The sequence below is a fragment of the Lysobacter sp. CA199 genome, from assembly GCF_052078715.1.
Classification (GTDB): domain Bacteria; phylum Pseudomonadota; class Gammaproteobacteria; order Xanthomonadales; family Xanthomonadaceae; genus Lysobacter.
This window is the reverse complement of record NZ_JBQJIL010000005.1, coordinates 253,785-279,901: the sequence shown is the minus strand read 5'-3', so window position 1 is coordinate 279,901 and position 26,117 is coordinate 253,785. Positions and strand designations below refer to the sequence as shown.

Genomic DNA, 26,117 nt, shown 5'->3' with positions numbered 1-26,117 from the left:
TACGCGCGCAAAATTACGGATGCAAGACCGTTCGTCGTCTCGCGAAAGGTTTTTCGCGGTCGATGTGATCGATGCGGATCGATTCACGTCGGCAGGTCGTGAGTGCATGTCGCTTCGAAATCGATCGGAGCCCCGTTCCGCGCGTGGGAGAGGGAGCAGGAGCGGCGGAAAGTTCGCGAGGTGCGGGGCGATGCGATTGCGTTGCGTGCATGCGATCGATCAGGACTCATCGATACTCGCCAGCAGCGCATCGGTATCGGTCACCTCGGCGAATTCCGCGCGCAAGGTCGCCAGATGCGCGCGGCTGATCTGCTCGGCGGGAATCGTCGATCCGTCGGCATCGATCAGATCGAAGCAATAGCAGGCATCGCCGACCACGACGGTGCGATAGCCCAGATTGCTCGCCATCCGCGCCGTCGTCGATACGCACATGTCGGTGCTGATGCCGAACAGCACGACGCGGTCGACACCGAGCCGTCGCAGACGCAAATCCAGATCGGTGCCGATGAAGGCGGCATTGACCGATTTGGCGACCACCGTTTCGCCGTCCAGCGGATCGAAGCCGTCGCGGAAAGCGTTGCCCGGATGCGAGGGACTCAGCGGCGATCCGGGCTGCACCGAATCGTGGCGGACGTGGATCAGCGGCCAGCCGCGTTGGCGCCAGGCCGCGAGCAGGCGTTGTCCGTTGTGTTCCATCGCCGGATTGCCGCGACGGCCCCAAGGCGGATAGTCGAAACCACGTTGGACGTCGATGGGAATGAGAGCGGTGTTGGCGGTAAAGCTCATGGGGGTAGTTTCGGTCTGTGGGTGGGGAACAAGGTGGCGGCGCCTGGATGCGATGCGGCGGTCACGGCGCCGCGCCGCGCGGTCCGCCATAGGCGCGTTGCACGATCGCCACGCGCTGCTCGAAGCGCCGGTACCAGCGACGATGGCCCAGATCCCGCACCGCCGCGTGTTCGGCGTGCTCGCGCCAGGCGCGGATGGACTGTTCGCTGTCGAAGTAGGCCACGGTGATGCCGAAGCCTTCGCCGTCGCGCACGGACTCCATGCCCAGGAAGCCGGGTTGCTGGCGTACCAGTTCGACCATGCGATCGGCCGCGCGGGCATAGCCGGCTTCGTCCTCGGCGCTGCGCTGGGACGAAAAGATCACGGCAAAGTACGGCGGCGGGGGCAGGTCGGCGAAGCGAGCGCTGGGATCGTGGGCGGACATGGCGGGAGCATCGGCTGCGCCGGCGGGCGAGGGCCCCATCCTGCGGATTCGCCCGCGCCGGTCTCAACCCGGCAGAATGACGGTTCTGGCCGGCGCGGCCGGGTTGCCGCCCCTCATGTAATCACGATGGTCACCACGATGAAGACGCTGGACGAAGTCGACCGCAAGCTGATCGCCCTGCTGCAGGACAACGCCCGTCTGTCGACGGTGGCCCTGGCCAAGGCGGTGGGCCTGTCGCGCAGCACCGTGCAGGAGCGCCTGCAGCGCTTGGAAACGGCCGGCGTGATCGCGCAGTACACCGTGCGCCTGGGCAGCGGCGGCGATCCGCTGTGCGCCTGGCTGTTGTTGCGCTACGCCGAGGGTTTCAGCTGCGACGACATCGTGCCGCCGCTGGCGCAGTGGCCGCAGGTGCGGCTGGTGCACAGCGTGGCCGGCGAGACCGATCTGATGGTGTTGGTGGAAACGCGTTCGCCCAGCGAACTGGCCGATCTGCGCGAACGCGTGGCGGCGATGAAGGGCGTGGACGACGTCACCACGATTCCGATTCTGCGCACGGCCTTGGATCGTTTATAGCGCCCAGGTTTGTGGTGTCGTGGTCGCGGCTTGCGCCGCTCCTACAACATCTCGTCTGCAGGAGCGGCGCAAGCCGCGACCGCGACACCGCACCGCCCGGCGTCACTCCGATTCAAGCTGGGCCAGACTCATCACCCACGCGGGCACCTCCGGCTCGTCGGCGAAGAAACTCGCCGGTTTCTTTTCGCCGATCGCCCAACGATGCAGCCAGCTCGGACCGGCCGGGCCGGTGTAGGCGTCGGTGCGCTCGTAGGCCCGATCGCGCATGGCCTCGTCCAGGCCGATGAAACGGTAGCCGCGCTTGCGCGCCATCGCGATCAGATCGCCGTAGCTGGCCGCGTTGAGCGCATTGGCGTGGATCAGCCAGATATGCGGCAGGTTGTAGCCGAGCAGGGCGATGGACTGTTGCTCGTAGTAATCGAGTTTGAGCCCCATGTAATGGATGTAGTCGCGGCGCAGCTTCGACTTCAGCTTTTCGGCCTTGGGCGAGGCGTCGGCGCGCAGATACGCGGCGGCCCAGATCCAATCGGAGTTGTCGACCGTCACCGGCGCGATGCGGTAGCCGTGCGCGGACAGGAACTGGGCCAGATCGATCTTGTCCTGCGCGCTGCGTCCGGCGCGCAGATACGGATGGCGGAACCAGTGCGGGGTCTGTCCGCGGCTTTGCAACAGCGGGCGCAGTTGGCGTTCGCCGCGCAGGATGTCGTCGCGATACGCCGGCAGGCCGACCGCATGCAGGTCGGCGTGGCTGTAGCTGTGATTGCCGAGCGTGGCGCCGGCGTCGAGCCAGTCGCGCAGCATCGCCAGGCGTTCGGGCTCCACTTTGCCGTCGGCTTCGAGTTTGCCTTCGTTGACGAAGCCGATCGCCGGCACGCCGGCCTGGCGGATCGCCGCGACCAGGCGGCGGTGGTCGGCGATGATCGATGCGGTCGACACTGCGGGCAGTCGTACCCAGGGCAGGTCGTCGATGGTCATCGCGATGCGCCGGTCCGGCGCGGTCTTGTCTTTGCCCGGATCCTTGGCCGCCGCCGCGGCGAGCGCGGGCAGGGCGAGGATCAACAGGCTGGCGAGCAGCGAAGCGAACGGGCGCATGCGGATCTCCGGTCGGGGACGCAGCGATCATCGCCGCGTCCGCGCCGCATGCCTACCGTCCGACCTCGCAGCTGCGCACTGGGTCGCGCAATCGCCGCGGGCGGCCGATCGCGCGGCGTCGGAGCGCTCAGTCGAGTTTGCGCGAAATGACGTAATAGACCAGATTGCCGATCCCGACCGCGGCGAGCAGCACGGCGATGGTGCCGGCGTTGACGTCGCGCCAGCCGGCGCCTTCGATGATGGCGAAGCCGATCGCGAGCAGCACCATCACGATGCCCCAGCGCAGCGCGCCATGTCGGCGGCGGATGTCCTCGTCGCGGGCCATCGAGCGCAACAGCTCTTCGGCGCCGCCGGTCTGCAGCGCCTTGCTGCGGAAACGCGCTTCCACGACGATCTTGATCGCCAGGACGATGCAGACGAACAGGGTGATGGGGACGAGGATCTCGGGCATGGCGGCAGTCTCTTCGGTTCGGGGCTTGCGGCAATGGATACGGGCCGGTCGATGTCGGTTGCAGCCGTTGCGGGCAGGGTCGGCGAGCGCCGGGGCGCGCGCTGCGCCGGGTTCCGGCCGCCGCCCCGTTCAGCCAGCGGGCCGGAGCGGGCGACGGACAAGTGACAGGTATCATCGCGTGAGCGGTGGCCTCGCCACTGCAACCGCCGGCCGCCAGACCGCATCCTGTTTCTCCGATGACCGGTCTTACCTCATGAACGACGATCGCGCCCTGGTCGAAGCCGTCCTGGCTCGCACGCCGGGCGCGTTCGAGCGCCTGGTCCGCGAGTACCAGGGGTTGTGCTGGCACATCATCCAACGGATGGTCCGCCACCCCGACGACACCCGCGAGCTGTGTCAGGAGGCGTTCTTGCGTGTGCACCAGTGCCTGCACCAGTACCGGTACGAGAGCGCGCTCAAGTCCTGGATCGGCCAGGTGGCCTATTCGGTGGCCAAGCGGCATCTGGAGCGCAAGCGGATTCCGATCGTGGAAACCTCGGCCGACGAAGACGCGCTGTCGCCGTTGGAGATGGTCGGCGACGGCTTCGATCTGGAAGCGGCCTGCGCCGACGAGGAGATCGCCGCCGGTCTGCACGCCGAGATCGAGGCGTTGCCGCCGTTGCAGCGGACCCTGCTGACCCTGTATCACCTGGAAGAAGTGCCCATCGGCGAGATCGCGAAGATGACCGGCCTGGCCGAGGGCACGATCAAGAGCCACCTGTTCCGCACTCGCGCGCGTCTGCGCCAGCGCCTGGAAGCCCGGCTGGGAGAAATCGCATGAACCGTAAACCCGACGCTCACGCCGCCGCCGCCGATACGGTGCGCTGGGACGATCCACGCATCGCTCGCGAGTGGCAACTGCAAGAGCGCGCTCAACGCGATGAGCGCGCCGGCGCGCCGATGGCCGAGGCCGATCCGCGGCTGGCCCAGTACCGATTGCTGACCCGGGCCTTGCGCGCGCCGGTGATGGAGCCGATTCCGTACGGGTTCGCCGAACAGATCGCGCGACGCGTCGAGGCCGCCGCTGTCGGCAACGACCGGGTCGAGCGCTACCTGCAGCAGCTTCTGCTCGGTGTGCTGGTGGTGCTCGGCGTGGGCATGGCCTGGTCGACCGCCGCGAGTTGGTTGCCGAGCGTGCAGGCGCCCTTGCAGCAACTGCCGCAGGGCAGTCTGACCTGGGGCGCCCTGGCCGGCGCCTGTTGCCTGCTGACCTGGGGATGGGACCGCGTGGTCCGTATCGTCGGTTCGAGCAGGCCCGACGCAGGGCGCGCGGCCTGAGCCGCATCGCCGCGCCGTGCACGGTATTTGCCGCATCGGAAACCTGGCCGGCGCTTGAGCAACTTCGCTGCGTCGGCGCGCATCGCGCGTGGCCGAGGAGCGCGAATGTGAGTCTGGGCCTGCTCTAAACAGTCCTTCGCGCAAGCGCGCACGCCGCAGCATGCGTCGCGCGCGCTTGCGCCGGCGCGATGCGGTTGGCCAAGGACGCGGAAGAATTCCTGTATCGCGACGGCGTGCGCAGTTCGCTGCCGTCAGCGCCTCGCGTGTGTCACCCAAGTAACAGCCATTGCCGGACCCCCTCACCAGACTCGGTTCACATGCCGACAACAGGAGAGGCGAGTGATGGAACGTACCCGGCCGGAACGTCCTGATTTCAGGGCCGCAGATGAGATGTTCGCCAAGGCCTGGCGGGTCAGCCTGCCCGAACTGGAGGCGCGCGCGCGACGCTTCGCCGAAGGTCAGCGCGACCGCGCCGAGGAACTGCTGGCCAATACCGCGATCAAGGCGCTGTTGTTCATGCGCCGCTCGCCGGAGACCGTCACCGACCCTTGCGGATTCTTGTTCGTAGTGCTGCGGCACGTGTTCCTGGACAGCGTGCGCCGGCGCGGGCGCGACCGCGAAGTGTTCGACCGCAATCGAGAGGTCGACGGCGAGGTCGGCGGATTCGCCCACGACGGCCTCTCGGCCCTGCAGAAACTGGAGCTGGATCAGCAACTGGACCGGGTCGTGGCCGCGGTGGCGCGGATGAGCCGCGAGCAACGCCGGCTGTTCGCCTATCGCTTCATCGACGATCTGCCTTACCCGGTGATCGCCGAGAAGCTGCACATCAATCAGCCCTTGGCGCGCAAGCGGGTCGAGCTGCTGCGCAATCGGCTCAAGCTGGTGATGCGCGCAGATTGATCCGGCGCCGGCGCGTGGCCGCTCGCGCGCGGCCGCATCGTTGGTTCCGGCGTCGGGTTTCACAAGCGTGGCCGGACCGCGTTCCACCCGGATAGACCCGCAATGAACTCAACCCAAGGACAGGCTCATGGCCGATACCCCCGTCAACTCGCAGATCACCGACGCCGTCACCCAGACCAACGTCAAGGTGGTCGCCGAAGCGCCCGCGCAAGCCATCGCTTCGCTGTATCAGGTGTCCAGCCATTCCACCGGCTTGGCGTTGCAGAACGCCGTGCACAGCCAGCAAGTGCTCAATCAGATCTCCAGCGCGGTGGTGTCCAAGGCGGTGCAGTTGATCATGGCGGTAGGCGACAAGCCATGAGGCGTGTCGCCGGGCGGTCGGGGCGGTCGGGTAAGGGGCGGGTGGGATCGATTCGGCGCGCGGGAGAATCGCTATGAAGTTCTGGTTCGGTAAAGACAAGAATCCACCGGCGGCACCGGCCACTGCGACCGCTGCTCCGGCAGCGCCGGCCTCGGCGAACGCGCCCGCAAACACCGGCGCCAATACCGGCGCGAACGCAGGCGCGACGCCGATGGCGGTGAGCGCGCCGATCGCCGCGGCGCCGAGCCTGGCGTCCGCCGCCGCTTCGCCGCCGCCGGCTGCGACGGATGTGCCTGCGGCGACACCTTCCTCTGCCGCGGCCGCCGCGCCATCGCCGTCATCCGCCGGCGGCGCGACCGCGCCGGCCGATTCGTCCTCGGCGGCGTCGAGCGCCGCATCCGCGCCGCCATCCGTACCCGCCGGCGGTGCCGCGTCGACTTCGGCCGCGGCCGCCGCTCCTGCATCTTCGGCTTCGTCGAGCGCCGGCTCGGCGCCCGCGTCCAATGCGGGCAACGGTTCCAACGGTTCCAATGCGTCCAACGCTTCCGGCCCTGCGCCCGCGCCTAAAGCGCCGTCGTCGCCGGGCGGCTCGGGCGGCGGTGCGACGACGGCGACCGATGCGCTCAATCAGCAGATCGTGCAAGCGGTGCAGTTCACCAACGCCGAGACCGCGTCCTACGCGCCGGCGCAGATCGCCACCGGTCCGGACATGATGATCAGCCAGGCCGCCGGCCTGGTCGCGCAATCGGCCGCCGCGTATTTCGATGGCGTCACCAAGATCGCCCTGGCCAGCCAAGGCGTGCTGATGAAGCAGATGACTCAGGACCTGGTCGAGAACAAGCCCGTGCAAGCCGCCGAGGACGCGCTGGGCATTCTCGCCACCGACATCTTCATGGGCGCCGCGGCCGCGGTCGCCGCCGCCGCGGGCGCAATGGAAGCCGAGTCGGCGAAGTTCGCCATCGACCGCATCGACCAAAGCATCGAGAAATATTCGGCGCTGTTGAAGAACCAAAAAGGGACTTGAGCGATTCGGCTCCGGCCGCATCGTCGGAGCCCGATACCAGGCCCTGCTGGATCGTCGCCGTCGCATCCGGCGCCGGGGTTCACCGTCCTCGTCGCGAGCGGACGCCCGTTGGGCGGCCGCGATGCCGGAGCGTGGCGGCGATTTCGGCTCGTGTCGGACCACCACGACCGATGTCGGCCGCAAGCCGCCGGCCTGGGTCGCCGCCGCGATGCGCAGCCGGCCCCGGCCTGATCGGCGGCCGCATTGCGTATCGCATGACTTGTAGGACCGGAGTAGGCCATGAACGAGAATCTGCGCTATCTGTTGCATGAAGAGCTTGAAGATCTGTTCGATCCGCCCGCCGCGCAGGCGGCCGGCGAGCACGGCGACAGCGACGAGGCGAGGCCGCAACGTATAACGGCGCCGATTCCGGCCGCGCAAGCGCTCCGCTCGATCCACCCATTCGAGGCCATGGCGGACCGGCCGCGCGAACGCGCGCTGCTGCCCAGGTGGCGGTGTCCATGGGGAGGGCGCTGAATGTCCGCCGCCGCGCAAGATCCGATCGCCGCGCAAGCCACGCGCGCCGCGCTCGACGACCAGGTGCGCCGCTTCGCGCGCAATTGGCTGGGCCGCGAGCTCGATGAGAACGAGCATGCGCAACTGGCGATCTTTCTCGCCGCGCTCGACCCGGCTTCGCGCGATCAGGCCAGCAATCTGCCGATGGCCACCGGCCTGCGCGATCAAGCCGGTAACACCATCGATGCGGGGCGCCAACGCATACAAAACATGATCCGGCAGAGTCTGGGGCGTACCCAGGCGGCGGTGATCGGCAACGCCAAGGCCGAGCGCGCGGCCGAAACCGCGGTGCTCGGCGCAGTCGAACGCGCCTCCTCGTTGCAGGATCTGCGCCCGACCAAACCGGCCGCGGGCGCCGCGGATTCGCGCGAAGATCCGTTGATCGCGCAGATCGCCGGTCGTCTGACCGAGCTGATCAAGATCGAGGTCGAGGCGTGCTTCCAACAACAGTTCGGCCCGCTCGCGCTGCAACTGCAAGCGGTGATCGAAGCGGCGCAGGCCAGCGGATTGCTGCCGAAAGCCGAGTCCGACGCGGCGGCGGAATTGCCCGCGAAGCCCACAGAAAACAGCGGAAAAACAGCGGCTGCAGGTGCGCACGCCGATGCCGCGGAAAAACCCGCGGCAACCTCCGTGCCGGCTTCACAAGCCGATTGATGATTCGTTCTTCAGCAACGTACGGCATCGGCCGTACCTCATCCTAAGGAGCTCGACATGGCATTCCCTACCGCCGTCAACGATCAAATCACCGATGCCGTCACCCAGTCCAACGTCAAGGTCATCGGCGAAGCGCCGGCCTTCGCGATGGGTTCGATCTACCAGTCGATGGCCCACTCCACCGGTATCCTGTTCGAGAACGCAGTGTCCGCGCAGCAGCAGCAGAACACACTGGCACAGGCGGCGGCCAACCAGGGCGTGATGCAGATCTACAGCCTCGACACCACCGCCGCCGCCGGCGCCACCGAGAAGGTCGCCCAGACCGGCGTGTCCGACAACCTCACCAGCCTGCTGACCGTGCTGCAGGCGTTCAAGCCCTAAGCCGTAGAACGCCACGATCCGTCCGTGCCGGCCGGATCGCAGATGCCGGCTCGAGTCTCGCTTGAGCCTGGCCGGCATCGGCTCCGCGCCGCTCACCGACCGTCGCAATCACGATCACCGTAACCGAGGATTTCCACATGGCCTATCCAACCGCAGTCAACAATCAGATCACCGACGCCGTCACCCAGTCCAACGTCAAGGTCATCGCCGAAGGTCCGGCCTTCGCGATGGGCTCGATCTTCCAGTCGTCGGCCCACTCCACCGGCATCTTGTTCGAAAACTCGATCGCCGCTCAGCAGCAGCAGAACACCCTGTCGTTGGCCGCGGCCAACCAGGGCGTGATGCAGATCTACAGCGTCGACACCACCGCCGCGGCGGGCGCGACGGAGAAGATCGGCCAGACCGGCGTGTCCGACAATCTGACCAGTCTGCTCACCGTGTTGAACGCGTTCAAATCGCCGTCCGGCCTGTAAGCCGCGACGGACGCGATGCCGGACCGCAGCGCGGCGCCGGCATCGTAGCCGCCGCGCGCGCCGCGGACGGCGGTACGGCCACGACGCCGCGACTGCGCGGGAGCCATCGCTCCACGCCGGGCTTCGTCCTCGCCGCGGCTTTCGAACGAAGACGTCCACAGGGGGCGTTATGAAACCTGCCATCGGCCGCGGGTGCGGCCGTCACGACCCGTGCGAGCCCGCCGATCGCCTTGCCGATCGCTCCGGCTCGCGGCCCGCGCTATGTCGCTGACACCCGACGACGGCGTCGCCGTGCGCCGGCGGCGCTGGGGCCTGGACCGCTGCGCGCTGCTGCGCGGCCTGCCGGCGACGCTGCTGGAGCACATCGCGCGCCACAGCACCGAACTGAATCTGGAAGAAGGCGACGCGCTGTTCTTCAAGAACGATCCCAGCGACTTTCTCGCCTTCGTCGTGCACGGACGCATCTACAAGCTGCTGTACGGGCCGGATGGACAGGAATTGATCGTCGATACCATCGAAAGCGGCGAAACGGTCGACGAAACGCCGTTGTTGGACACCCACTCGCACACCTTCACCGCGGTGGCCTACAGCCCGACCCGGGTGCTGCTGTTCTCGCGCCGGCATTTTCCCAGCCTTACCAGCGATCCGGTGGTGATGGACCGCGCCCACGTCTGCCTGTGCCTGCGTCTGCGGCATGCGGTGGAGAGCCTGGAAACCATGTGCCTGCACCGGCTGGAATCGCGCCTGGCGCGCTATCTGCTGTCGCTGATGAACACCCAGCCGCGGCCGCGCGACGGCGATTTCGAAGTCGCGCTTCCGCCCACCCAAAGCATTCTGGCGGCGATGGTCAACGCAAGCCGGCCGAAATTGAACGCGCAGTTGCAGACCTGGCACCGCAGCGGACTGGTCAGCCGCAAGCGCAACATCCTGCGCATCAACGATATCGACCAGTTCCGTTGCAAGGCTTATCTGAGCCGCGATACGGATCGATCGAATCCGCAAACGCGTTCGACCGCGGCGCGGCGTTTGGCTTGAGTGTTTTGCAGTCGCAGTCGCAGTCGCGATCCGCAACGCCCGGCCACCAGACCCGAGTACTCCCTCCGAAGCGTTCCCCCCTTTGAAAAAGGAGGGCAGGGGGATTTGCTTTGGCTTCGAAGCAAAAGCAAATCCCCCACGTCCGCTGCGCGGCCGTTCGCCCCCGTTTTTCAAAGGGGGCAACAGCTCATAGTGCTTACTTCAGCATCGGCCCCAACTTGCTCCACACATGATCGCGCAACTTGGGTTGCGCGCTGGCGATAGGATGCAGGTTGTCGGCCTGGAACGCGTTGCGGTCCAGCGCGATGGGTTCGAGCAGGAACGGCAGCAGCTGGGTGCGATATTGCTGCGACAACTCGCGGTAGTTGCGCTCGAAGCCGTCGGTGTATTCCTTGCCCAGGTTCGGCGGCATGCGCATGCCGATCAGCAGCACCTGCGCCTTGGCCGCTTGCGCGGCCTGGATCATGCGCTGAAGGTTGGCGCGGCTCTGCGCCAGTTGCAGGCCGCGCAGGCCGTCGTTGGCGCCGAGTTCGATCACCACCACCGCCGGGCGGTTGCGCTGCAGTTCGCCGGCGATGCGCGAGGCGCCGCCGGCGGTGGTTTCGCCGCTGATGCTGGCGTTGACCACGCGCCAGCCCGGCTGGGTCTTGGCGATGCGCTCGGCGGTCAGCGACACCCAGCCCTGCGACGCGGCCAGGCCGTAACCGGCCGAAAGCGAATCGCCCATGAACAGCACGGTGCGCGCGGCCTTGCCGGCGGGGGCGGCGACTGGGGCCGCGGCCGCCGCCTTGACCGCCGTGGCGGGCTGCGCGGACAGCGGTGCGGCGGCGCTGAACAACGAGACGGCGGCGATCAGCGCCGCGACCGCGCCCATGCCGAGGCGGCGTCCAGTACCGATGGCCCATTGAACCCGGCCGCCGGGTACCGCATATCCTGTTCTCGTGCGGGTATTTTCATTGCGATCGGCGGCGCCGCGCTCGGCCCGACCGTCCAGATTCTTAAAGATCATTTAATAACGTCTCCCGAAGATGCGGCGAGGCAAGCAGAAGGACGATCATGGCAGCTTCCAATCTCGCTGATTCGATCATGGCGCAGGACATCGTGAAAGGCGTCGACGAACCGCAAGCTGAAGCGATGCGGCCGGCGGCGCGCGTGGCGACGCTGGAAGTCGACGGTCTGGGCAAGCATGTCGCGCTGCCCTCGGGCGAACTCACCATCCTCGATGGGGTCGGTTTCTCGATCGCCAAGGGCGATACGGTGGCGATCGTCGGCGCGTCGGGTTCGGGCAAGAGCACCTTGTTGTCGCTGTTGGCCGGACTGGATTCGCCGAGCACCGGCACGGTCAAGCTCGACGGCGAAACCATCTCCGCGCTCGACGAGGACGGCCGCGCGCGAGTGCGCAGCGAGAAGGTCGGCTTCGTATTCCAGAGCTTCCAATTGCTGCCGTCGCTGACCGCGCTGGAAAACGTGATGCTGCCGCTGGAACTGCGCGGCGATCGCGATGCGCAGACGCCGGCGAAGGCGATCCTGGCCAAAGTCGGCCTGGACCAGCGTCTGGATCACTATCCGCGGCAGTTGTCCGGCGGCGAACAGCAACGCGTGGCCTTGGCGCGCGCGTTCGTGACCCGGCCCTCGTTGTTGTTCGCCGATGAACCCACCGGCAATCTCGATACCCACACCGGTCAGGCGATCATCGAACTGCTGTTCCAGCTCAACGCCGACGCGGGCACCACGCTGATATTGGTGACTCACGACGAACACCTGGCCGAACGCTGCCATCGGCGCATTCGCCTGGACAGCGGCCGTCTGGTGCAGGGCTGAACCATGGGCCGCACTTTAGCGATGGCGTGGCGGCAACTGGGCCGCGATCTGAAAGCCGGCGACGTGCGCATCCTGCTGGCCGCGCTGGTGTTGGCGGTGCTGGCGGTGACCGCAGTCGGCTTCGTCACCGATCGCGCCGAACGCGCGCTGGCGATCGAAGCCAATCGCCTGCTCGGCGGCGATGCGGTGATTCGCGCGGATCAGCCGATCCGGGGCAAGCTGCGCGAAGCGGCATCCGCACCGGAACTGCGCCGCGCCGAAGCCACCGAACTGCAGACCATGATCCGCGTCGGCAATCGATTGCAGTTGGGCGATCTGCGCGCGCTGGGCAGCGGTTTCCCGCTGCGCGGCAGCTTCCGTATCGCCGACCGCGCCGGCGCCGTCGAGCGCGATGCGCAAGGCGTGCCCGCGCCCGGCACGGTGTGGATGAGCCAGGCCGGCGCCGACACGCTCGGCGCGCAGGTCGGCCAGGAGATCGCGATCGGCGATTCGCGCCTGCGCCTGGCCGCGCTGGTCACGCAAGAACCCGATGCGTCGCTGGACTACTTCAACATCGCGCCGAAGGTCTTCCTCAATTTGTCGGATCTGCCGGCCACCGGCCTGATCCAGCCAGGCAGCCGCATCCGTTATCGCTTGGTGATCGCCGGCGCGCCGGGCGCGGTCGAGCGTTTCGTCGCCGCGGCCAAGCCCACGCTCGGCCGCGGCCAGCGCCTGGAAACCATTTCCGATGCGCGTCCGGAAGTACGTTCCGCGCTGGATCGCGCCGGCCGCTTCCTCGGCCTGGCCGCCCTGGTGTCGGTGGTGCTGGCGGCGGTAGCGGTGGCGATGGCCGCGCGCCGACACAGCGAACGGCATCTGTCGGGCACCGCGGTCATGCGCTGCCTGGGCGCGAGCCAGCGCACCCTGGTCGGCATCCATGTCGGCGAGATGCTGTTGCTGGGCCTGATCGCCAGCGCGATCGGCGTGGCCTTGGCGTTCGGTCTGCAATGGGCGATCGGCGGTTGGCTGGAACAGAGTTTGAAGATGTCGATCCCGGCCGCGAGTTGGTTGCCGGCGTTGCAGGGTTTCGGCGTCGGCCTGGTGGTGCTGCTGGCCTTCGGTGCGCCGCCGGTGCTGGCGCTGCGCCGGGTGCCGGCGTTGCGGGTGTTGCGTCGCGATCTGGATCCGACCGAGCCCAGCGCCTGGCTGGTCGCGGTGGCCGGTTTGATCGGGCTGAGCGCGCTGCTGTGGTGGAAGGCCGGTTCGGTCGCCTTGGGCGCGTACATGCTGGCCGGCATCGCCGCGACGCTGGCGGTGTTGGCGCTGTTGGCCTGGGCGCTGATCGTGGTGGTGCGCCGCTTGCGCTCGCGTCTGCGCGGCAGCCTGCGTTACGGCCTGGCCAACGTCAGTCGCCGCGCCGGCACCAGCATCGCGCAGGTGTCCGCGCTGGGTCTGGGCCTGATGGCCTTGTTACTGCTGACCTTCGTGCGCACCGATCTGCTCGATCGCTGGCAGTTGGCTCTGGCGGCGGACGCGCCGAACCGCTTCATCATCAACGTCCAGCACGATCAACTCGACGACGTGCGCAAGTTCGTCGGCACGCGGGGGTTGGCCGCGCCGACGTTGTTCCCGATGATCCGCGCGCGCCTGGTCAGCCACAACGGCAAGCCGGTGACCGGCGACAGCTACATCGAGCGCGGCGATCGCGCCAAGCAGCTGGCCGAACGCGAGTTCAATCTGTCGGTGGGCGACACCCTGCGCGCGGACAACAAGCTGGTCGAAGGCAAGTTCTGGGCGTCGCGCAAGTTGGCGCAGCCGGAGGTTTCGGTCGAGGAAGGTTTCGCCGAGACGCTGGGCTGGAAGATCGGCGACCGCATCGGTTTCGATATCGCCGGGCAGAACTTCAGCGCCAAGATCACCAGCCTGCGCAAGGTCGACTGGGAGAGCTTCCGACCCAACTTCTTCGTGGTCGCATCCCCTGGATCGATGGATGGTTACCCGGCCAGCTACATCACCGCGATCAGCGTACCGGCGCAGCAGACCCGCTTCACCTCGCAACTGGTCGAGCAGTTCCCGAACCTGTCGGTGATCGATGTCGAGCAGGTGCTCAAGCAAGTGCGCAGCACCGCCGACCAGGTGTCGACCGTGGTCGAGGTGGTGTTCTATTTCTCGCTGGTCGCCGGCTTGTTGGTGTTGATGGCGGCGGTGAGCGCGAGCCAGGACGAGCGGCTGCTCGAAGGCGGAGTGATGCGCGTGCTCGGCGGCAGCCGGCGGCAGTTGCGGCTGGCTCAGGCGTCGGAGTTCGCCGCGATCGGCCTGCTCTCGGGCTTGACCGCGTCGATCGCCGCCTCGGTGCTGGCGGGCGTGGTCGCGGTGCAGGTGTTCGACCTGCCTTGGGAGTTCGATTGGCGCATGACTGCGGCCGGCGGCGGCCTGGGCGTGTTGGCGGCGCTGGCGGCGGGCATGTATGCGACTCGCCGCGTATTGGACGCGCCGCCTTCGGTGACGTTGCGTGAGTTGCAAGGGTGAGCGAGCGCACGCTTGCGAGCCACCGGCTCGCGCGCTCGCGAACGCCCGACGCACTGCGTCGGGCCGGGTCGTAGTATCGGCCGAGGTGTTGCCTCGCTTGCGAACTCCACCGGCTCGCGCGCTCGCGAACGCCCGACGCACTGCGTCGGGCCGGGTCGTAGTATCGGCCGAGGTGTTGCCTCGCTTGCGAACTCCACCGGCTCGCGCGCTCGCGAACGCCCGACGCACCGCGTCGGGCCGGGTCGTAGTATCGGCCGAGGTGTTGCCTCGCTTGCGAACGCCACCGGCTCGCGCGCTCGCGAACGCCCGACGCACTGCGTCGGGCTGGGTCGTAGTATCGGCCGAGCTGTTGCCTCGCTTGCGAACTCCACCGGCTCGCGCGCTCGCGAACGCCCGACGCGTCGGGCCGGGGCGTAGTAGCCGTAAGGACGCCGCTTCGCTACGCAGCTTAGTCTTCCGTGTGAAAGCTCAGACGTTGAGTTGCGGCTGCGCCTGAAACCTGCGCGCATAGCCGCGTTCTTCCGCGACTCGTTCGACTTCGGTGTCGGCCAGCTCGGGCGCGGCATACACCGCGTACACCGGCGCACCCTCGCGCAAACCGACATGATGCAAACGGTAGCGCTGCGCGCCGCTGCCGGTATCGGGCGGATAGTGAAGCGGCGGTTGGCCGCCGTCGAAATCGAGTTCGCTGTTGTCGACGGTGCCGCCGACGAATAAGGCTCGCATCGCGGGTCGCTCCTCAAGCAATGAACCGTGTTCCATGCTCGCGGCCGCGGCGTTGCGAGGGAATGAAGTTAGCGTCTAATGCGCGTATTGCGCGCTAAACCGCGCGATCGCGTTCATGAGTGCGACGCGATTCATTCGCCCGGCGACAAATGCCCGGAGAACACCCGATGGCGCGGATGCAGGCGCAGCCACAGCGTTTGCGCCAGCAACAGCGCGCCGATCGCCACCGCGCTCCAGGCCGCGATGTCGGCGCCTTCGAGCGCGGATTCGGATTGTTTTACGTAAACGCCGGCCAAACCCCACAGCGCGGCGAGCGCATAACCCAGGCTGCCGCGCATGCGCGCGTTCAACACCCACAACAGCAGCGCGGCGGTCGTCAGCAGGGCCAGGCTCCAAACCAGACGGTCCACGCCCGACAACAAACCGTAGGCGACGATCACCTGCGCGGTGTTCAGGAACGCCGCCAACGACAGCCAGCCGGCATGCAGCGAGAGCGCGAACTTGGCCCACACCGCTTGCCCCGGCAGCGGCGTGGGATCGCGCGCCAGCACCACCGCGGCCCAGGCCATGCAGGCCAGCGCCAGCCAGATCACCGCCAGCGCCAGCCAGAACCACTGCTGCGAGAAGATCGGCATCCACAGCGCGGTCAGGGTGAACCCGGCCGCCGCGGCCGGGCGCACCCGCAGCAAGGTCTCGTCCTGGCTGACCCGCGAGCGCAGCTGCCACAGCGCGAAGGCCAGATCGAGCAGGAAAATCAGGCCCCAGATCGAGAACGCATAGCCGGCCGCGACCAGCAAAGTGGGGTAGCGGTCGGAGATTTCGCCGTTATCGGGGCCGAAATAGCCCTGCTGCGAGAACCAGGCCATCGTCGGCATCAGCACGGCCGCGGTCAGGACGGGCAGGCGCACGGCATCCTCCTTGCGATCCAATGCCACACCCTAGCGCGGGGCCGCGTAAAATCGGCGCGATGACTCAATCCACCGCTACCTGCCATGCGCGTTGACGCTTCAGACGACGCACTCGACACCCTGTTCCAGCCATTCGCCGACGGCGTGCTGAGCTGGCCCGAACACGGCGGCGCGCTGTTCCTGCGCGCGCGCGACGGCGTGGGCCTGCGCCAGCGGCCGCGCCCCGGGCTGGTCTGCGAGCAGGACTACAAGCCCGCGGTCGATGCCCTGCATCGCGGCGGCCTGGACACGGTCGAGCTGGAATCGCTCGACCCGGCGCTCAAATATCCGTTGGTGCTGGTGCTGCCGCCGCGTCAGCGCGAGGAGGCGCGCGCGCTGTTCGCCCAGGCCATCGCGCGCACCGCGCCGGGCGGGCGGGTGCTGGCCTGCACCCGCAACGACGAGGGCGCGCGTTCGGGCGAGGACGACCTGGGCCGCATCGCCGGCAAGGTCGGCAGCCTGTCCAAGCGCAAATGCCGGGTGTTCTGGACCGCGCCGCTGGACGGCCCGGCCGACCCGGAGCTGGCGCGGCAATGGGCCGCGCTCGACGCGCCGCGCGAGATCCTCGGCGGCCGCTTCCGCAGCCGTCCAGGCGTATTCGCCTGGGACCGGATCGATCCGGCCTCGGCCCTGCTGGCCGCGCATCTGCCGGCCGATCTGAGCGGCCGCGCCGCCGATCTGGGCGCCGGGTACGGTTATCTGTCGGCGGAGCTGCTGGCGCGTTGCCCGCGCATCGCCGCGCTGGATCTGTACGAGGCCCAGGCCCGCGCCCTGCAACTGGCGCAGGTCAATCTGCAGCGCGCGCAGACCGCGGTGCAGCTGGAGTTCCTCTGGCACGACGTCACCGCCGGCCTGACCAAGCGTTACGACGTCATCGTCAGCAACCCGCCGTTCCATGCGCAGGGTCGCGAAGAACGCCCCGACATCGGCCGGCGTTTCATCGCAGTGGCCGCCGAGGCGCTCAATCCCGGCGGCCGCCTGTGGCTGGTCGCCAACCGCCATCTGCCGTACGAAGTCGTGCTCGACGAGCGTTTCGGTCAAGTCCGCACGGTCGCCCAGCAGGGCGGTTTCAAGGTGGTCGAGGCGATCAAGGCGACCAAGGCCGCGGGCAAGGCGCGCGCATGAAACTGGTCAAACTGATCGCCAACCTCGGCTACGGCAGCCGCAAGGATGTCACCGCGATGTTCCGCTCCGGCCGCATCACCGATGCGCAGGGCGAGGTGTTGTACGCCGACGACAAAGTCGAGCACGACACCATCCGAGTCGACGGCGAGCCGCTCGATCCGCCCGCGGGACTGGTGATCGCCCTGAACAAACCAGTCGGCTACACCTGTTCGACCAAGGATCAGGGCCGCATCGTCTACGACCTGCTGCCGCCGCGATTCCGCCTGCGTTCGCCGCTGCTGTCCACGGTCGGCCGGCTCGACCGCGACACCAGCGGCCTGCTGTTGTTCACCGACGACGGCGGTCTGCTGCACAGAATCGTGTCGCCCAAGGCAAACCTGGCCAAGGTCTATGAGGCTACGCTGGCTTCGGATCTGAGCGGCGAGGAAGGCGCGATCTTCGCCAGTGGCGAGCTGATGCTGGAAGCGGAGAAGACCCCGCTGGCGCCGGCCGCGCTGGAGGTGTTGGAGCCGCGCCGAGCGCGCCTGACCCTGACCGAAGGCCGTTATCACCAGGCGCGGCGCATGTTCGCCGCGGTCGGCAATCACGTCGAAGCGCTGCATCGTTCGCGCATCGGCGGTTTGACCTTGCACGATCTTCCGGGCGGGCAATGGCGCACGCTCGATTCCACCGACATCGAGACCTTGTTCCGTGGCTGAGTCCGCATTGCGTCCCATCGAATCGATCCCCGCGGCGGTGTTGTTCGACATGGACGGGCTGATGCTCGACAGCGAACAGGCGATGCTGGAAACCTGGCGCGAAGCGGCGCTGGCCGAATCCATCGACGCCGACGACAGCCTGTGGCTGGCGATGGTCGGCGTGCACGACCGCGCCAGTTTCGCGATGCTGACTCAGCGGCTCGGCGAAGACGCGGCCACGCGGCTGCGCGACACCAGCTACCGCTTGTACGACCAGCGCGTGGTGGCGGGTCTGCCGCGCAAGAGCGGCTTGCTGGAATTGCTGGATCTGCTCGAAGCGCACGGCATTCCCAAGGCGGTGGCGACCTCGACCCGGCGCGAACGCGCGCTGAGCAAACTCGCCGCGAGCGGGCTGATCGACCGCTTCGCGGTGATCGTGACCGGCAGCGATGTCGAGCATCCCAAGCCGGCGCCGGACATCTATCTGCTGGCTGCGCGCGAACTCGGCGTGGACCCGCGCCGCTGCCTGGTATTGGAGGATTCCGAGCCCGGCGTGCGCGCCGCCTTGGCGGCCGGGGCGATGCCGATCCAGATACCGGATCTGATCGAGCCGGGCGAGGAACTGCGCGGCTTCGGCCATCGCATCGCCGCTTCGCTGGAGCAGGTGCGGGAGATGCTGGCTGGGGTGCTGGGTGGGGGTGGTGCGTCGGCGGTGGCTGTTCGCGGTTAAAAGCAAATCCCCCCTTGCCCCCCTTTTTCAAAGGGGGGAATCGATAGGCTGGTTATGGGCGAGCTTGCCGGCAACGAAGCCGCATCGCCTCAGCCACTTCGAAACACCAAGACATTCCCCCCTTTGAAAAAGGGGGGCAGGGGGGATTTGCTTTTGGCTCTCAACTACTCAAGACGCCAACAACTTCCGCCATCCCTCAAACCCCAGCCGATCCAGCGTCTCCAGATTCCGCTCCACGATCACCTCCGGATCCGGGAACGCCGCCACCGCGCGTTCCACGCTGGCTTCGCGCAACAGATGCAGGGTCGGGTAGGGCGAGCGGTTGGTGCAGTTGCCGACCTCGTCGAAATCGGTGCCGGCGAATTGATAGTCGGGATGGAAACTGGCGACCTGAATCTCGCCTTCCAGATCCAGCGCCGCGATCGCGCCGTCGGCCAGTTCCAGGAAGTCGTTGAAGTCGAGGAAATCGGCGAACACCCGCGGGTGGATCAGCAAGGTGGTGTCGATCTTTTCCGGATCGCTGCGCTCCAGCAATTCCAACTCCGAAGCCAGTTCCTCCAGCAACGCCTCGCCGGTCTGCGCCTGGCTCAGCACGAAACGCACCTGGCCCTTGGCCAGCACCGCCTTGGCGAACGGACACAGGTTCAGCCCGATCACCGCGCGTTCCAGCCAGCGGCGGGTCGCGGCGATCGGGTCTTCGGGCGGCGCGGCGTCGCTCACGGCGCGCTCAGTCGCGGAAGTTGTCGAACTGCAGCGGGCGTTCGAAATCGCCGGCCTTCAGCAGCGCGATCGCGCCCTGCAGGTCGTCGCGCTTCTTGCCGTTGACTCGCAGTTTGTCGCCGTTGATCTGGGTTTCGACCTTGAGCTTGGCGTCCTTGATCGCCGCGGCGATCTTCTTGGCCAGCTTCTGCTCGATGCCTTGCTGCACGGTGATCTTCTGCCGCGCGCCGGCCAGATTGGATTCGACATCGCCGAATTCCAGGCAGCGCGCATCGATCTGCCGCGCCGACAGGCGTTGGCGCAGGATCAGGGTCATCTGCTCGAGTTGGAACTCGCTCGGCGCGGACTGGGTGATCTGCTTGTCGTCGAGCACGAACTTGGCGTCCACGCCCTTGAAATCGAAGCGGGTCGACAGTTCGCGGTTGGCTTGGTCGACCGCGTTGGTCAGTTCATGGGTGTCGACTTCGGACACGACGTCGAAAGAAGGCATGGCGCACTCGCAGTGATGGGGGAAACGCGCAAAGGGTAACGCAAGCGCGGCGGCGATACGCAGCGTTGCAGCGGAGATGCGGTCAAGTATCCGGCGGTTTGACGCCGCAGCCACGCCGCGCGCCTAGAATGGACCGATCCGCTTCGGCCCCGTCGCGCGATCGCTCGAGTTCGCGCCGCGGCCGGCGCGCCGGCCCTGGCGCCGTCGCGTCCCGTCTCCACGCCACCTGGAACCCCCATGTCCAAGACCGCCGCTTACGCCGCGCAGAACGCGCATTCGCCCCTGGCCCCGTTTTCGATCGAACGCCGCGAACCCGGCCCGGACGACGTGCTGATCGACATTCTCTATTGCGGCGTGTGCCATTCCGACATCCATCAGGCTCGCGACGAATGGGGCGGATCGACGTTCCCGATGGTGCCGGGCCACGAAATCGTCGGCCGGGTGGTTCGGGTCGGCGCCGAGGTCCAGGGCTTCAAGCCCGGCGACGCGGTCGGCGTGGGTTGTTTCGTCGACTCCTGCCGCGAATGCGCGCAGTGCAAGGCCGGCGAAGAACAGTACTGCGACCAGGGCATGACCGGCACCTACAATTCGCACGAGCGCGGCACCGGCGCGCCGACCTACGGCGGCTACTCGACCCGCATCACCGTCGATCAGGCCTATGTGCTGCGCATTCCCGAGTCGATTCCGCTCGACCGCGCCGCGCCGCTGCTGTGCGCGGGCATCACCACCTATTCGCCGCTCAAGCATTACGGGGTCAAGGCCGGCGACGAGGTCGCGGTGGTCGGCCTGGGCGGCCTGGGCCACATGGCGGTCAAGCTGGCGGTGGCGATGGGCGCGCGGGTGACCGTGCTGAGCACCTCGGAATCCAAGCGCGAAGCCGCGTTGGCGCTGGGCGCGCACGCCTTCGCCGCGACCCGCGAGAAGGGCACGTTCAAAGCCTTGTCGCGTTCGTTCGACTTCATCATCGATTCGGTCTCCGGCGATCACGACTACAACGCCTATCTGGGGCTGTTGAAATTCGACGGCACCATGGTCCTGCTCGGCATTCCCGAGACACCCTCGACGGTGGCCGCGGGCGCGTTGATCATGCAGCGGCGCAAGCTCGGCGGCTCGCTGATCGGCGGCATCCGCGAAACCCAGGAAATGCTGGATTTCTGCGCCGAACACGGCGTGGCCTCGGACATCGAGCTGATCGATATCGCGCAGATCAACGAGGCTTACGAGCGCATGCTCAAGGGCGATGTGCGCTATCGCTTCGTGATCGACATCGCCAGCCTCGACAAGGCGGCCTGAGGCGAGGGTAGGCACCCGACTGTAGGAGCGGTGCGAGCCGCGACCGCGTGCTGGCCGGTCGCGCCGCATGCGTGGTGTCGCGGTCGTGGTCGCGGGTCGCGCCGCTCCTACAGTCGGACACCTGCCAGGCACGCCGCCGAGGTTAAGCTGCCCCCATGCCGCTGCTCCTGATCCCCTTGGCGCTGTTGATCCTGCTGGCCCTGTGGGCGCTGCTGATTCCGATCGGCCTGATCCAGCGCTACCGCTACGGCAAGGCACGCCGGCGCGCGTTGCCGTGGGCGGTGAGCCTGGCGGCGGGGTTGTCGTTCGCGTCGCTGCTGCTGTTGTTCCTCAGTGCCTGGGCAATCGGTCACTGGGTCGCCGATGCGCCGACATACGCCGCCACGGGCTTTCTCGGCGGCGGTGTGCTCGGCGTGATCGGTCTGGGGCTGACCCGTTTCGAGGACGAAGCCAAAGGCTTGTTCTACACGCCCAATCGCTGGCTGGTGCTGGGCCTGACCCTGCTCGTCGCCGCGCGCATCGTCTACGGTCTGTGGCAGACCGCGCACGCCTGGGGCGACGGGCACGAAGACTGGCTGTCGCGTCAGGGCAGCCTGCTCGCGGTCGGCGGATTGCTGTTGGGGTATTACCAGATCTACACCCTGGGGCTGCGCCGCAGACTGCGCCGGCGCGCGACCCGGATCGTCGGATGAGATGACACAACGCAGATGACGCGCCGCTGGGCGCCGGTCATGATGGCCAGTCTTCTTTTGCCCGGCCGCCATGACCGTTCTTCCCCGCTTCCGCATCGCCGATCCGGACGCCGCCCGCGCGGACGTGTCGTGATCGCCGCCCATCCCCGCCAGCGCCGGGCGATCGCGACCATGCTGGTCGCGGTGCTGATGTTTTCGCTGATGGACGCGCTGCTCAAGCTGTTGTCCGAGCACTACCCGCCGTTCCAGGTGGCGACTCTGCGCGGAATCTCGTCCTTGCCCTTCGTGCTGGTCTGGGCGATCGCCAGCACCGGCCTGAAGCCCTTGTTGAAGGTGCGTTGGCCGCTGCACCTGCTGCGCGGCGTGCTGGGCGTGGGAATGATGGCCGCGTTCGTCTACGGCGTGAACCGGTTGCCGCTGTCGACCACGTATTCGATCTTCTTCATCGCGCCGCTGCTGATCACCGCCTTGTCCGGACCGATGCTGGGCGAGCAGGTCGGGCCGCGGCGCTGGGTCGCCATCGGCATCGGCCTGCTCGGGGTGGTGGTGCTGTTGCGTCCCAGCGGCGAGGGCATGCTGAGCCTGGCCGCGCTGGCGGTGCTCGGCGCGTCGACGGCGTATGCGATCAGCGCGATCACCGTGCGCCTGCTCGCGCGCACCGACAGCACCCAGGCGATGATGCTGTGGCTGATGGTGATGATCACCTTCGGTTCCGGCGCTCTGGCCTGGTCGGGCTGGGTACCGCTGCGCGGCGAGGACTGGTGGCTGATCCTCAGCCTGGGCGTGTTCGGTACGGTCGGCCAGTACGCGATCACCGAGGCGTTCCGTCTGGGCGAGGCTTCGCTGATCGCGCCGTTGGAGTACACCGCGCTGATCTGGGGCGTGATTCTGGACCTGAGCCTGTGGGGCGTGCTGCCCGATTCGATCACCTGGGTCGGCGCGGCGATCATCGTCGCCAGCGGCCTGTACCTGCTGCGCCGCGAACGGGTGCATACCGAAGCCGAACATCCCTGAGCCGACTCGGAGCCGATTCGGAGCCGACTCGGAGTCGTCCTGGTTCAGCTTGCGCGACCGCGTCGCGACGGTTCAGCGTGAGCCGGCGTGAACTTGCGCGCTTTTCGCCGCAGCGCGCCATGACGATTTGTTCGCCACGGCGTAGTGTCGAAGCGTAGTCCGGGGAGAAACAACATGACCGCGCTCGTCCACGCTCCCGGGGCCCCGTGCTGGTTCGAGTTGGCGACCGACGATCAGCCGGTCGCCGAGGCGTTTTACAGCGCATTGTTCGGTTGGACGGTCGAGCGCACGCCGATGCCCGACGCCAGTCTGTATACGATTTTCAAGCTAAACGGCCTCGACGTGGCCGGCACCTACAGTCTGGTCCCCGGCGCCTTGCCCGGTCCCGACGGCAACCATTCGCCGCATTGGGGCGTGTACTTCCGCGCCGCCAACTGCGATGCGGTCGCCGCGCGCGCGGTGGCGCTGGGCGGACGCATGATCGCCGCGCCGTTCGAACTGATGGAACACGTGCGCATGGCCGTATGCGCGGATCCGGAAGGCGTGGTGTTCTCGCTCGCCCAGCAGCGCGCGCATCCCGGGGTGGATGCGCTCGGGGTCGACAACGCGGTGTGCTGGGCCGAGCTGGCCACGCGCGACATCGCCGCGGCGGAAGCCTATTACCAGCAATTGTTCGGCTGGCGCATGCAGGCCCATCCGCAGGCGCCGAACGGTTACCGGGTGTTCGTCGACGAGCAGCGCATGCTCGGCGGCCTGCTGCAGATGCAGCCCGATTGGGGCGATCTGGCGCCGCACTGGTCGATCTATCTGCAGGTCCCCGACGTGGACGCCTGCGTGCAGCGCGCCCTGGTGCTGGGCGGGCGGTTGGCGTTCGCGCCGTTCGACGCCACCGGCGTGGCCCGCATCGCCCGTCTGACCGATCCGCGCGGCGCCGCGTTCTACGTGATCCATTTTCTCGACGGCGGTTCGAAGTAGCGGCTGCCGGGCTTGCGCGCGTGCGTGGGCTTGCGAAAAAGAAACGGGCTCCCGAAGGAGCCCGTTTTGTCTGCGCGGCTGTCGATGGCGGCTGGGATTTGCAGCCTTCAGAGCAACCGCTTGTTCACTTGCGCGGGTATGACCCGATTCAACCTCGACGGTTGATCAGAAGCGCGCGCCGATGCCGACGCCCACGGTGACCGGGTTCAGCTCGGCTTCGCCGACCTTGACGCCGTCGAGCTTCACGTCCGGCTTGCCCTGCATGTAGCGCACGTCGGCGCGGGCGAACCAGGTCGGGTTGATGTTGAGATCGACGCCGGCGGTGGCCATCGCGCCCTTGGCGTTGTCGATGCCCAGGCGGTTGCCGCTGCTCAGCGATTCACCGCTGTAGTTGGCTTCGTAGTAGCCCAGACCCACGAACGGACGCACGATGCTGTCGGCGCCGCGGAAGTGGTACTGGCCGCTCAGCGCGACCGGCTGCGAATCGACGCTGCCGATCTTGCCGCCGCCGGCGTTGATGCGCTGACCGAGCTTGTCGGCCGCGCCCCAGGCTTCGATGGCGATGTTGTCGTTGATGTACCAGCTGGCGCTGAGGGTCGGGGCGCCGCCGCCGTCCACGTCGGTGCGTACGCCGCCGATCTGCGGATTCTTGGTCGGTTGGCTCAGCGAGTAGCCGCCGACGATGGCGAAGCGCTTTCCGCTGGCGCTGTCGGTGCTCGCATCCTGAGCGAAGGCGGCCGGGGCGAAAGCCAGGGCGCCGATCATGGCAAGGGTCAAATGACGAAAGCGGATCATGGAGTGGACTCCTGTTGTTGTGTTGCGTGACGCCTTGGGGGAGGCGGTGCGCAAGGTAGCAACGCGTGCATGAACCGAACTTGCCGCGCGAATGCGCGTGAAGGAACTTTTCACGCGTGAGCCGTGTTAGAGCCGCGTTTTCAAGGGAAAAATGAACGAAATGAACACATTGGGACTGGTGGGAATTCGTCGTCGACGAGCGCTTCGTCGATGCCGCCGCGTGCGGTATCGCATCGGCTGTAAACCTTGGTGTGGCGGGGAAATCGCGTGAAATAAGCGGTTTCATGCTCGATGAGCGCGACTTGAACGCCGCGCAGATGCGCGCCGCGCGCAAGCGACGATCAATGCATTCGCCGCGCGCGGGATGGCGATCGATGAAAATCGCGCACATAAACGGCGGGAAAACGGCCCTTTCGCGCGCGGCATTCAGTGCGCTCTCGCCACCGCGCAGACCCGATTCGACGCGATGGCGATCGAATCGCTCCGCGAACTCGATCCGACCGGCGCGCTTGCGCGACTGCGATGCGCCGCGCATCGCGCCGTCGTCCCGATGCGCTAGGCTGTGGTTAGCCAAACGCCACGATCGGCACGGCCAACCGCCATGACAAAGGTAATGCCGTCCATCGGCACAGGTATCTGACCCACGGCCACGGCAAGCTGTGAACCATTCCACCGTCAAGGATCCGGCGATGCGCGCACGTTTTCCGCTCCGACTGACCGCCCTGGCCGCACTGACGCTGGCCGGCGGTTCCGCGTTGGCCGAGGTCCGGGTCGACGCCACCTGCGAAATCGACAGCGCGTATGAGCTGACCCTCAACGAGCGCAGCCTGATCCTGACCCGGAAGCTGGGCGAGCCGAAGGCGATCGTGATGCGCCAGGGCCGGATGTTCGTCGACGATCGCTGGGTGACGTTGAGCGCCGACGACGCGCGCCGCATCGCCGAGTTCGAGCGCGGCACGCGCGCGGCGATGCCCGAGGCCCAGCACATCGGCCGCGAGGCGGCCGACATCGCCTTCACCGCGCTCGGCGAGGTCGCCGCCGTGCTCGGCAACAACCCCGACCGCACCCGCACCCATGTCGAGAAGGCGCGCAAGCAACTCGATGCGCGTTTGGCCAACGTGGTCACCCCGACCCGTTTCAGCGGCAAGGCCCTGGGCGACGGCATCGGCGAGGCCTTGGCCGACACCCTGCCGATCGTGATGGGCGAACTGGTCGGCGGCTCGGTCACCGCGGTGTTCAGCGGCGACCTCGATCGGTTCAAGCGCCTGGACGCGATCGACGCCAAGGTCGAAGCGGCGGTGCAACCGCGCGCCGACAAGCTCGGCCTGCGCGCCGATGCCTTGTGCCAACGCGTGCGTGGGCTGGACGAGTTGGACAATGCCTTGAGCTATCGCTTCGCGGGCAAGCCGCTGGATTTGCTCAAGGTCGAAGTCAAGCCGAGCCAGTCGAAATAAGCGGCCCGTCTTCGGTCTCCCGATCGAGGCCGGCGTCCCGTCGGACACGCTGTCGTTCTGTCGAGGCGGAATCACGGCCGCAAGCGTGGCCGCGCACAGGTAGGTCGGTTAGGTCGTGATCGGC

At 67.5% G+C, this 26,117-nt stretch carries 32 protein-coding genes; 22 read left to right on the top strand and 10 right to left on the bottom strand.

Translation table 11 applies throughout. The annotated features are described in order from the left end of the window. Positions 1-219: 219 nt before the first annotated feature. The gene (locus tag ACTOWJ_RS10790) at positions 220-786 is read right to left on the bottom strand and encodes a cysteine hydrolase family protein (protein WP_441334607.1); all 567 of its coding nucleotides are present in this window, start codon (positions 784-786) and stop codon (positions 220-222) included. 61 nt (positions 787-847) lie between these two features. Continuing rightward, positions 848-1,210 (bottom strand): antibiotic biosynthesis monooxygenase family protein, encoded by a 363-nt coding sequence (locus ACTOWJ_RS10785; RefSeq protein ID WP_441334606.1) that lies wholly within the window; start codon positions 1,208-1,210, stop codon positions 848-850. 138 nt (positions 1,211-1,348) lie between these two features. Between ACTOWJ_RS10785 and ACTOWJ_RS10780 the strand changes: the two genes are divergently transcribed. After that, complete coding sequence (locus tag ACTOWJ_RS10780; RefSeq protein ID WP_441334605.1) at positions 1,349-1,783, top strand: Lrp/AsnC family transcriptional regulator; 435 nt, start codon at positions 1,349-1,351, stop codon at positions 1,781-1,783. Between the two features lie 102 nt (positions 1,784-1,885). Here the strand turns inward: ACTOWJ_RS10780 and ACTOWJ_RS10775 are convergent, their stop codons facing one another. Continuing rightward, positions 1,886-2,875 (bottom strand): polysaccharide deacetylase family protein, encoded by a 990-nt coding sequence (locus ACTOWJ_RS10775; protein WP_441334604.1) that lies wholly within the window; start codon positions 2,873-2,875, stop codon positions 1,886-1,888. Positions 2,876-3,002: 127 nt separating this feature from the next. After that, positions 3,003-3,326 (bottom strand): DUF6249 domain-containing protein, encoded by a 324-nt coding sequence (locus ACTOWJ_RS10770; RefSeq protein ID WP_441334603.1) that lies wholly within the window; start codon positions 3,324-3,326, stop codon positions 3,003-3,005. A 253-nt stretch (positions 3,327-3,579) separates the two neighbouring features. Between ACTOWJ_RS10770 and ACTOWJ_RS10765 the strand changes: the two genes are divergently transcribed. The 10 genes from ACTOWJ_RS10765 (at position 3,580) to ACTOWJ_RS10720 (ending at position 10,026) form a co-directional block, all read left to right on the top strand. Next, on the top strand, positions 3,580-4,146 hold the full coding sequence (locus ACTOWJ_RS10765; RefSeq protein ID WP_441334602.1) for an RNA polymerase sigma factor: 567 nt from the start codon (positions 3,580-3,582) through the stop codon (positions 4,144-4,146). Beyond that, on the top strand, positions 4,143-4,643 hold the full coding sequence (locus ACTOWJ_RS10760) for a hypothetical protein (protein WP_441334601.1): 501 nt from the start codon (positions 4,143-4,145) through the stop codon (positions 4,641-4,643). The genes ACTOWJ_RS10765 and ACTOWJ_RS10760 overlap by 4 nt, the downstream gene beginning before the upstream one ends. Before the next feature lie 342 nt (positions 4,644-4,985). Next, positions 4,986-5,543, top strand: coding sequence for an RNA polymerase sigma factor (locus ACTOWJ_RS10755; RefSeq protein WP_441334600.1), 558 nt, complete (start codon positions 4,986-4,988; stop codon positions 5,541-5,543). Positions 5,544-5,670: 127 nt separating this feature from the next. After that, on the top strand, positions 5,671-5,904 hold the full coding sequence (locus ACTOWJ_RS10750) for a RebB family R body protein (RefSeq protein WP_441334599.1): 234 nt from the start codon (positions 5,671-5,673) through the stop codon (positions 5,902-5,904). Positions 5,905-5,977: 73 nt separating this feature from the next. Continuing rightward, positions 5,978-6,928 (top strand): hypothetical protein, encoded by a 951-nt coding sequence (locus ACTOWJ_RS10745; RefSeq protein WP_441334598.1) that lies wholly within the window; start codon positions 5,978-5,980, stop codon positions 6,926-6,928. A 279-nt stretch (positions 6,929-7,207) separates the two neighbouring features. Further along, on the top strand, positions 7,208-7,444 hold the full coding sequence (locus tag ACTOWJ_RS10740) for a hypothetical protein (protein ID WP_441334597.1): 237 nt from the start codon (positions 7,208-7,210) through the stop codon (positions 7,442-7,444). Further along, the gene (locus ACTOWJ_RS10735; RefSeq protein WP_441334596.1) at positions 7,445-8,137 is read left to right on the top strand and encodes a hypothetical protein; all 693 of its coding nucleotides are present in this window, start codon (positions 7,445-7,447) and stop codon (positions 8,135-8,137) included. Positions 8,138-8,194: 57 nt separating this feature from the next. Next, positions 8,195-8,518: a RebB family R body protein gene (locus tag ACTOWJ_RS10730; RefSeq protein WP_036109022.1), complete on the top strand. Its 324-nt coding sequence runs from the start codon at positions 8,195-8,197 to the stop codon at positions 8,516-8,518. A gap of 137 nt (positions 8,519-8,655) precedes the next feature. Next, positions 8,656-8,991 (top strand): RebB family R body protein, encoded by a 336-nt coding sequence (locus ACTOWJ_RS10725; protein WP_441334595.1) that lies wholly within the window; start codon positions 8,656-8,658, stop codon positions 8,989-8,991. Positions 8,992-9,252: 261 nt separating this feature from the next. Then, the gene (locus ACTOWJ_RS10720; RefSeq protein ID WP_441334594.1) at positions 9,253-10,026 is read left to right on the top strand and encodes a Crp/Fnr family transcriptional regulator; all 774 of its coding nucleotides are present in this window, start codon (positions 9,253-9,255) and stop codon (positions 10,024-10,026) included. 196 nt (positions 10,027-10,222) lie between these two features. Here the strand turns inward: ACTOWJ_RS10720 and ACTOWJ_RS10715 are convergent, their stop codons facing one another. Then, complete coding sequence (locus tag ACTOWJ_RS10715) at positions 10,223-11,035, bottom strand: arylesterase (protein ID WP_441334593.1); 813 nt, start codon at positions 11,033-11,035, stop codon at positions 10,223-10,225. A 125-nt stretch (positions 11,036-11,160) separates the two neighbouring features. On the opposite strand from ACTOWJ_RS10715, the gene ACTOWJ_RS10710 reads away from it, so the two are divergent. Both ACTOWJ_RS10710 and ACTOWJ_RS10705 read left to right on the top strand, forming a co-directional pair. Further along, the gene (locus ACTOWJ_RS10710; protein ID WP_441334744.1) at positions 11,161-11,847 is read left to right on the top strand and encodes an ABC transporter ATP-binding protein; all 687 of its coding nucleotides are present in this window, start codon (positions 11,161-11,163) and stop codon (positions 11,845-11,847) included. A gap of 3 nt (positions 11,848-11,850) precedes the next feature. Beyond that, positions 11,851-14,355, top strand: coding sequence for an ABC transporter permease (locus tag ACTOWJ_RS10705; RefSeq protein WP_441334592.1), 2,505 nt, complete (start codon positions 11,851-11,853; stop codon positions 14,353-14,355). A gap of 468 nt (positions 14,356-14,823) precedes the next feature. Here the strand turns inward: ACTOWJ_RS10705 and ACTOWJ_RS10700 are convergent, their stop codons facing one another. Beyond that, positions 14,824-15,081: a hypothetical protein gene (locus ACTOWJ_RS10700; RefSeq protein WP_441334591.1), complete on the bottom strand. Its 258-nt coding sequence runs from the start codon at positions 15,079-15,081 to the stop codon at positions 14,824-14,826. Between the two features lie 131 nt (positions 15,082-15,212). Then, positions 15,213-15,989 carry a hypothetical protein gene (locus tag ACTOWJ_RS10695; protein ID WP_441334590.1) on the bottom strand — a complete coding sequence of 259 codons (777 nt, stop codon included), beginning with the start codon at positions 15,987-15,989 and terminating at the stop codon, positions 15,213-15,215. Between the two features lie 84 nt (positions 15,990-16,073). On the opposite strand from ACTOWJ_RS10695, the gene ACTOWJ_RS10690 reads away from it, so the two are divergent. From ACTOWJ_RS10690 to ACTOWJ_RS10680, 3 genes are read left to right on the top strand one after another with little or no spacing between them, the layout of a single operon-like run. Further along, entirely contained in the window at positions 16,074-17,153 is a 1,080-nt protein-coding gene (locus ACTOWJ_RS10690) for a class I SAM-dependent methyltransferase (RefSeq protein WP_441334589.1), read from the top strand. Next, entirely contained in the window at positions 17,150-17,851 is a 702-nt protein-coding gene (locus ACTOWJ_RS10685) for a pseudouridine synthase (protein WP_441334588.1), read from the top strand. Before ACTOWJ_RS10690 ends, ACTOWJ_RS10685 begins: the two co-directional genes overlap by 4 nt. Further along, positions 17,844-18,560, top strand: a complete 717-nt coding sequence (locus ACTOWJ_RS10680; protein WP_441334587.1) for an HAD family hydrolase — start codon at positions 17,844-17,846, stop codon at positions 18,558-18,560. The genes ACTOWJ_RS10685 and ACTOWJ_RS10680 overlap by 8 nt, the downstream gene beginning before the upstream one ends. 168 nt (positions 18,561-18,728) lie before the next feature. Here ACTOWJ_RS10680 and ACTOWJ_RS10675 read toward each other — a convergent pair whose 3' ends face one another. Both ACTOWJ_RS10675 and ACTOWJ_RS10670 read right to left on the bottom strand, forming a co-directional pair. Beyond that, entirely contained in the window at positions 18,729-19,280 is a 552-nt protein-coding gene (locus tag ACTOWJ_RS10675) for a DUF1415 domain-containing protein (RefSeq protein ID WP_441334586.1), read from the bottom strand. Between the two features lie 7 nt (positions 19,281-19,287). Next, entirely contained in the window at positions 19,288-19,770 is a 483-nt protein-coding gene (locus ACTOWJ_RS10670) for a YajQ family cyclic di-GMP-binding protein (RefSeq protein WP_441334585.1), read from the bottom strand. Between the two features lie 237 nt (positions 19,771-20,007). On the opposite strand from ACTOWJ_RS10670, the gene ACTOWJ_RS10665 reads away from it, so the two are divergent. The 4 genes from ACTOWJ_RS10665 to ACTOWJ_RS10650 all read left to right on the top strand — a co-directional run bounded on the left by ACTOWJ_RS10665 (position 20,008) and on the right by ACTOWJ_RS10650 (position 23,744). Beyond that, complete coding sequence (locus tag ACTOWJ_RS10665) at positions 20,008-21,063, top strand: NAD(P)-dependent alcohol dehydrogenase (RefSeq protein WP_441334584.1); 1,056 nt, start codon at positions 20,008-20,010, stop codon at positions 21,061-21,063. 155 nt (positions 21,064-21,218) lie between these two features. Further along, positions 21,219-21,755 carry a DUF1453 domain-containing protein gene (locus tag ACTOWJ_RS10660; RefSeq protein ID WP_441334583.1) on the top strand — a complete coding sequence of 179 codons (537 nt, stop codon included), beginning with the start codon at positions 21,219-21,221 and terminating at the stop codon, positions 21,753-21,755. A 171-nt stretch (positions 21,756-21,926) separates the two neighbouring features. Next, a complete protein-coding gene (locus ACTOWJ_RS10655; protein ID WP_441334743.1) occupies positions 21,927-22,769 on the top strand; it encodes a DMT family transporter in 843 nt (280 codons plus the stop codon). Between the two features lie 174 nt (positions 22,770-22,943). Further along, on the top strand, positions 22,944-23,744 hold the full coding sequence (locus ACTOWJ_RS10650; RefSeq protein ID WP_441334582.1) for a VOC family protein: 801 nt from the start codon (positions 22,944-22,946) through the stop codon (positions 23,742-23,744). A gap of 165 nt (positions 23,745-23,909) precedes the next feature. Here ACTOWJ_RS10650 and ACTOWJ_RS10645 read toward each other — a convergent pair whose 3' ends face one another. After that, positions 23,910-24,539 carry an OmpW/AlkL family protein gene (locus tag ACTOWJ_RS10645; protein ID WP_441334581.1) on the bottom strand — a complete coding sequence of 210 codons (630 nt, stop codon included), beginning with the start codon at positions 24,537-24,539 and terminating at the stop codon, positions 23,910-23,912. 364 nt (positions 24,540-24,903) lie between these two features. Between ACTOWJ_RS10645 and ACTOWJ_RS10640 the strand changes: the two genes are divergently transcribed. Beyond that, positions 24,904-25,098: a hypothetical protein gene (locus ACTOWJ_RS10640; RefSeq protein WP_441334580.1), complete on the top strand. Its 195-nt coding sequence runs from the start codon at positions 24,904-24,906 to the stop codon at positions 25,096-25,098. A 130-nt stretch (positions 25,099-25,228) separates the two neighbouring features. Continuing rightward, the gene (locus ACTOWJ_RS10635) at positions 25,229-25,993 is read left to right on the top strand and encodes a DUF2884 family protein (protein WP_441334579.1); all 765 of its coding nucleotides are present in this window, start codon (positions 25,229-25,231) and stop codon (positions 25,991-25,993) included. The last annotated feature ends 124 nt before the right edge of the window (positions 25,994-26,117 follow it).

Bases quoted from the DNA above. Each gene is read 5' to 3' on its own strand.
- ACTOWJ_RS10735 (WP_441334596.1), top strand. From the start codon at position 7,445: ATGTCCGCCGCCGCGCAAGATCCGATCGCCGCGCAAGCCACGCGCGCC.
- ACTOWJ_RS10750 (WP_441334599.1), top strand. From the start codon at position 5,671: ATGGCCGATACCCCCGTCAACTCGCAGATCACCGACGCCGTCACCCAG.
- ACTOWJ_RS10785 (WP_441334606.1), bottom strand. From the start codon at position 1,210: ATGTCCGCCCACGATCCCAGCGCTCGCTTCGCCGACCTGCCCCCGCCG.
- ACTOWJ_RS10655 (WP_441334743.1), top strand. From the start codon at position 21,927: ATGCTGGTCGCGGTGCTGATGTTTTCGCTGATGGACGCGCTGCTCAAG.
- ACTOWJ_RS10760 (WP_441334601.1), top strand. From the start codon at position 4,143: ATGAACCGTAAACCCGACGCTCACGCCGCCGCCGCCGATACGGTGCGC.
- ACTOWJ_RS10775 (WP_441334604.1), bottom strand. From the start codon at position 2,875: ATGCGCCCGTTCGCTTCGCTGCTCGCCAGCCTGTTGATCCTCGCCCTG.
- ACTOWJ_RS10700 (WP_441334591.1), bottom strand. From the start codon at position 15,081: ATGCGAGCCTTATTCGTCGGCGGCACCGTCGACAACAGCGAACTCGAT.
- ACTOWJ_RS10685 (WP_441334588.1), top strand. From the start codon at position 17,150: ATGAAACTGGTCAAACTGATCGCCAACCTCGGCTACGGCAGCCGCAAG.
- ACTOWJ_RS10640 (WP_441334580.1), top strand. From the start codon at position 24,904: ATGGCGATCGATGAAAATCGCGCACATAAACGGCGGGAAAACGGCCCT.
- ACTOWJ_RS10780 (WP_441334605.1), top strand. From the start codon at position 1,349: ATGAAGACGCTGGACGAAGTCGACCGCAAGCTGATCGCCCTGCTGCAG.
- ACTOWJ_RS10660 (WP_441334583.1), top strand. From the start codon at position 21,219: ATGCCGCTGCTCCTGATCCCCTTGGCGCTGTTGATCCTGCTGGCCCTG.
- ACTOWJ_RS10710 (WP_441334744.1), top strand. From the start codon at position 11,161: ATGCGGCCGGCGGCGCGCGTGGCGACGCTGGAAGTCGACGGTCTGGGC.
- ACTOWJ_RS10770 (WP_441334603.1), bottom strand. From the start codon at position 3,326: ATGCCCGAGATCCTCGTCCCCATCACCCTGTTCGTCTGCATCGTCCTG.
- ACTOWJ_RS10650 (WP_441334582.1), top strand. From the start codon at position 22,944: ATGACCGCGCTCGTCCACGCTCCCGGGGCCCCGTGCTGGTTCGAGTTG.
- ACTOWJ_RS10645 (WP_441334581.1), bottom strand. From the start codon at position 24,539: ATGATCCGCTTTCGTCATTTGACCCTTGCCATGATCGGCGCCCTGGCT.
- ACTOWJ_RS10765 (WP_441334602.1), top strand. From the start codon at position 3,580: ATGAACGACGATCGCGCCCTGGTCGAAGCCGTCCTGGCTCGCACGCCG.
- ACTOWJ_RS10670 (WP_441334585.1), bottom strand. From the start codon at position 19,770: ATGCCTTCTTTCGACGTCGTGTCCGAAGTCGACACCCATGAACTGACC.
- ACTOWJ_RS10790 (WP_441334607.1), bottom strand. From the start codon at position 786: ATGAGCTTTACCGCCAACACCGCTCTCATTCCCATCGACGTCCAACGT.
- ACTOWJ_RS10720 (WP_441334594.1), top strand. From the start codon at position 9,253: ATGTCGCTGACACCCGACGACGGCGTCGCCGTGCGCCGGCGGCGCTGG.
- ACTOWJ_RS10745 (WP_441334598.1), top strand. From the start codon at position 5,978: ATGAAGTTCTGGTTCGGTAAAGACAAGAATCCACCGGCGGCACCGGCC.
- ACTOWJ_RS10725 (WP_441334595.1), top strand. From the start codon at position 8,656: ATGGCCTATCCAACCGCAGTCAACAATCAGATCACCGACGCCGTCACC.
- ACTOWJ_RS10705 (WP_441334592.1), top strand. From the start codon at position 11,851: ATGGGCCGCACTTTAGCGATGGCGTGGCGGCAACTGGGCCGCGATCTG.
- ACTOWJ_RS10715 (WP_441334593.1), bottom strand. From the start codon at position 11,035: ATGATCTTTAAGAATCTGGACGGTCGGGCCGAGCGCGGCGCCGCCGAT.
- ACTOWJ_RS10690 (WP_441334589.1), top strand. From the start codon at position 16,074: ATGCGCGTTGACGCTTCAGACGACGCACTCGACACCCTGTTCCAGCCA.
- ACTOWJ_RS10665 (WP_441334584.1), top strand. From the start codon at position 20,008: ATGTCCAAGACCGCCGCTTACGCCGCGCAGAACGCGCATTCGCCCCTG.
- ACTOWJ_RS10730 (WP_036109022.1), top strand. From the start codon at position 8,195: ATGGCATTCCCTACCGCCGTCAACGATCAAATCACCGATGCCGTCACC.
- ACTOWJ_RS10740 (WP_441334597.1), top strand. From the start codon at position 7,208: ATGAACGAGAATCTGCGCTATCTGTTGCATGAAGAGCTTGAAGATCTG.
- ACTOWJ_RS10755 (WP_441334600.1), top strand. From the start codon at position 4,986: ATGGAACGTACCCGGCCGGAACGTCCTGATTTCAGGGCCGCAGATGAG.
- ACTOWJ_RS10635 (WP_441334579.1), top strand. From the start codon at position 25,229: ATGCGCGCACGTTTTCCGCTCCGACTGACCGCCCTGGCCGCACTGACG.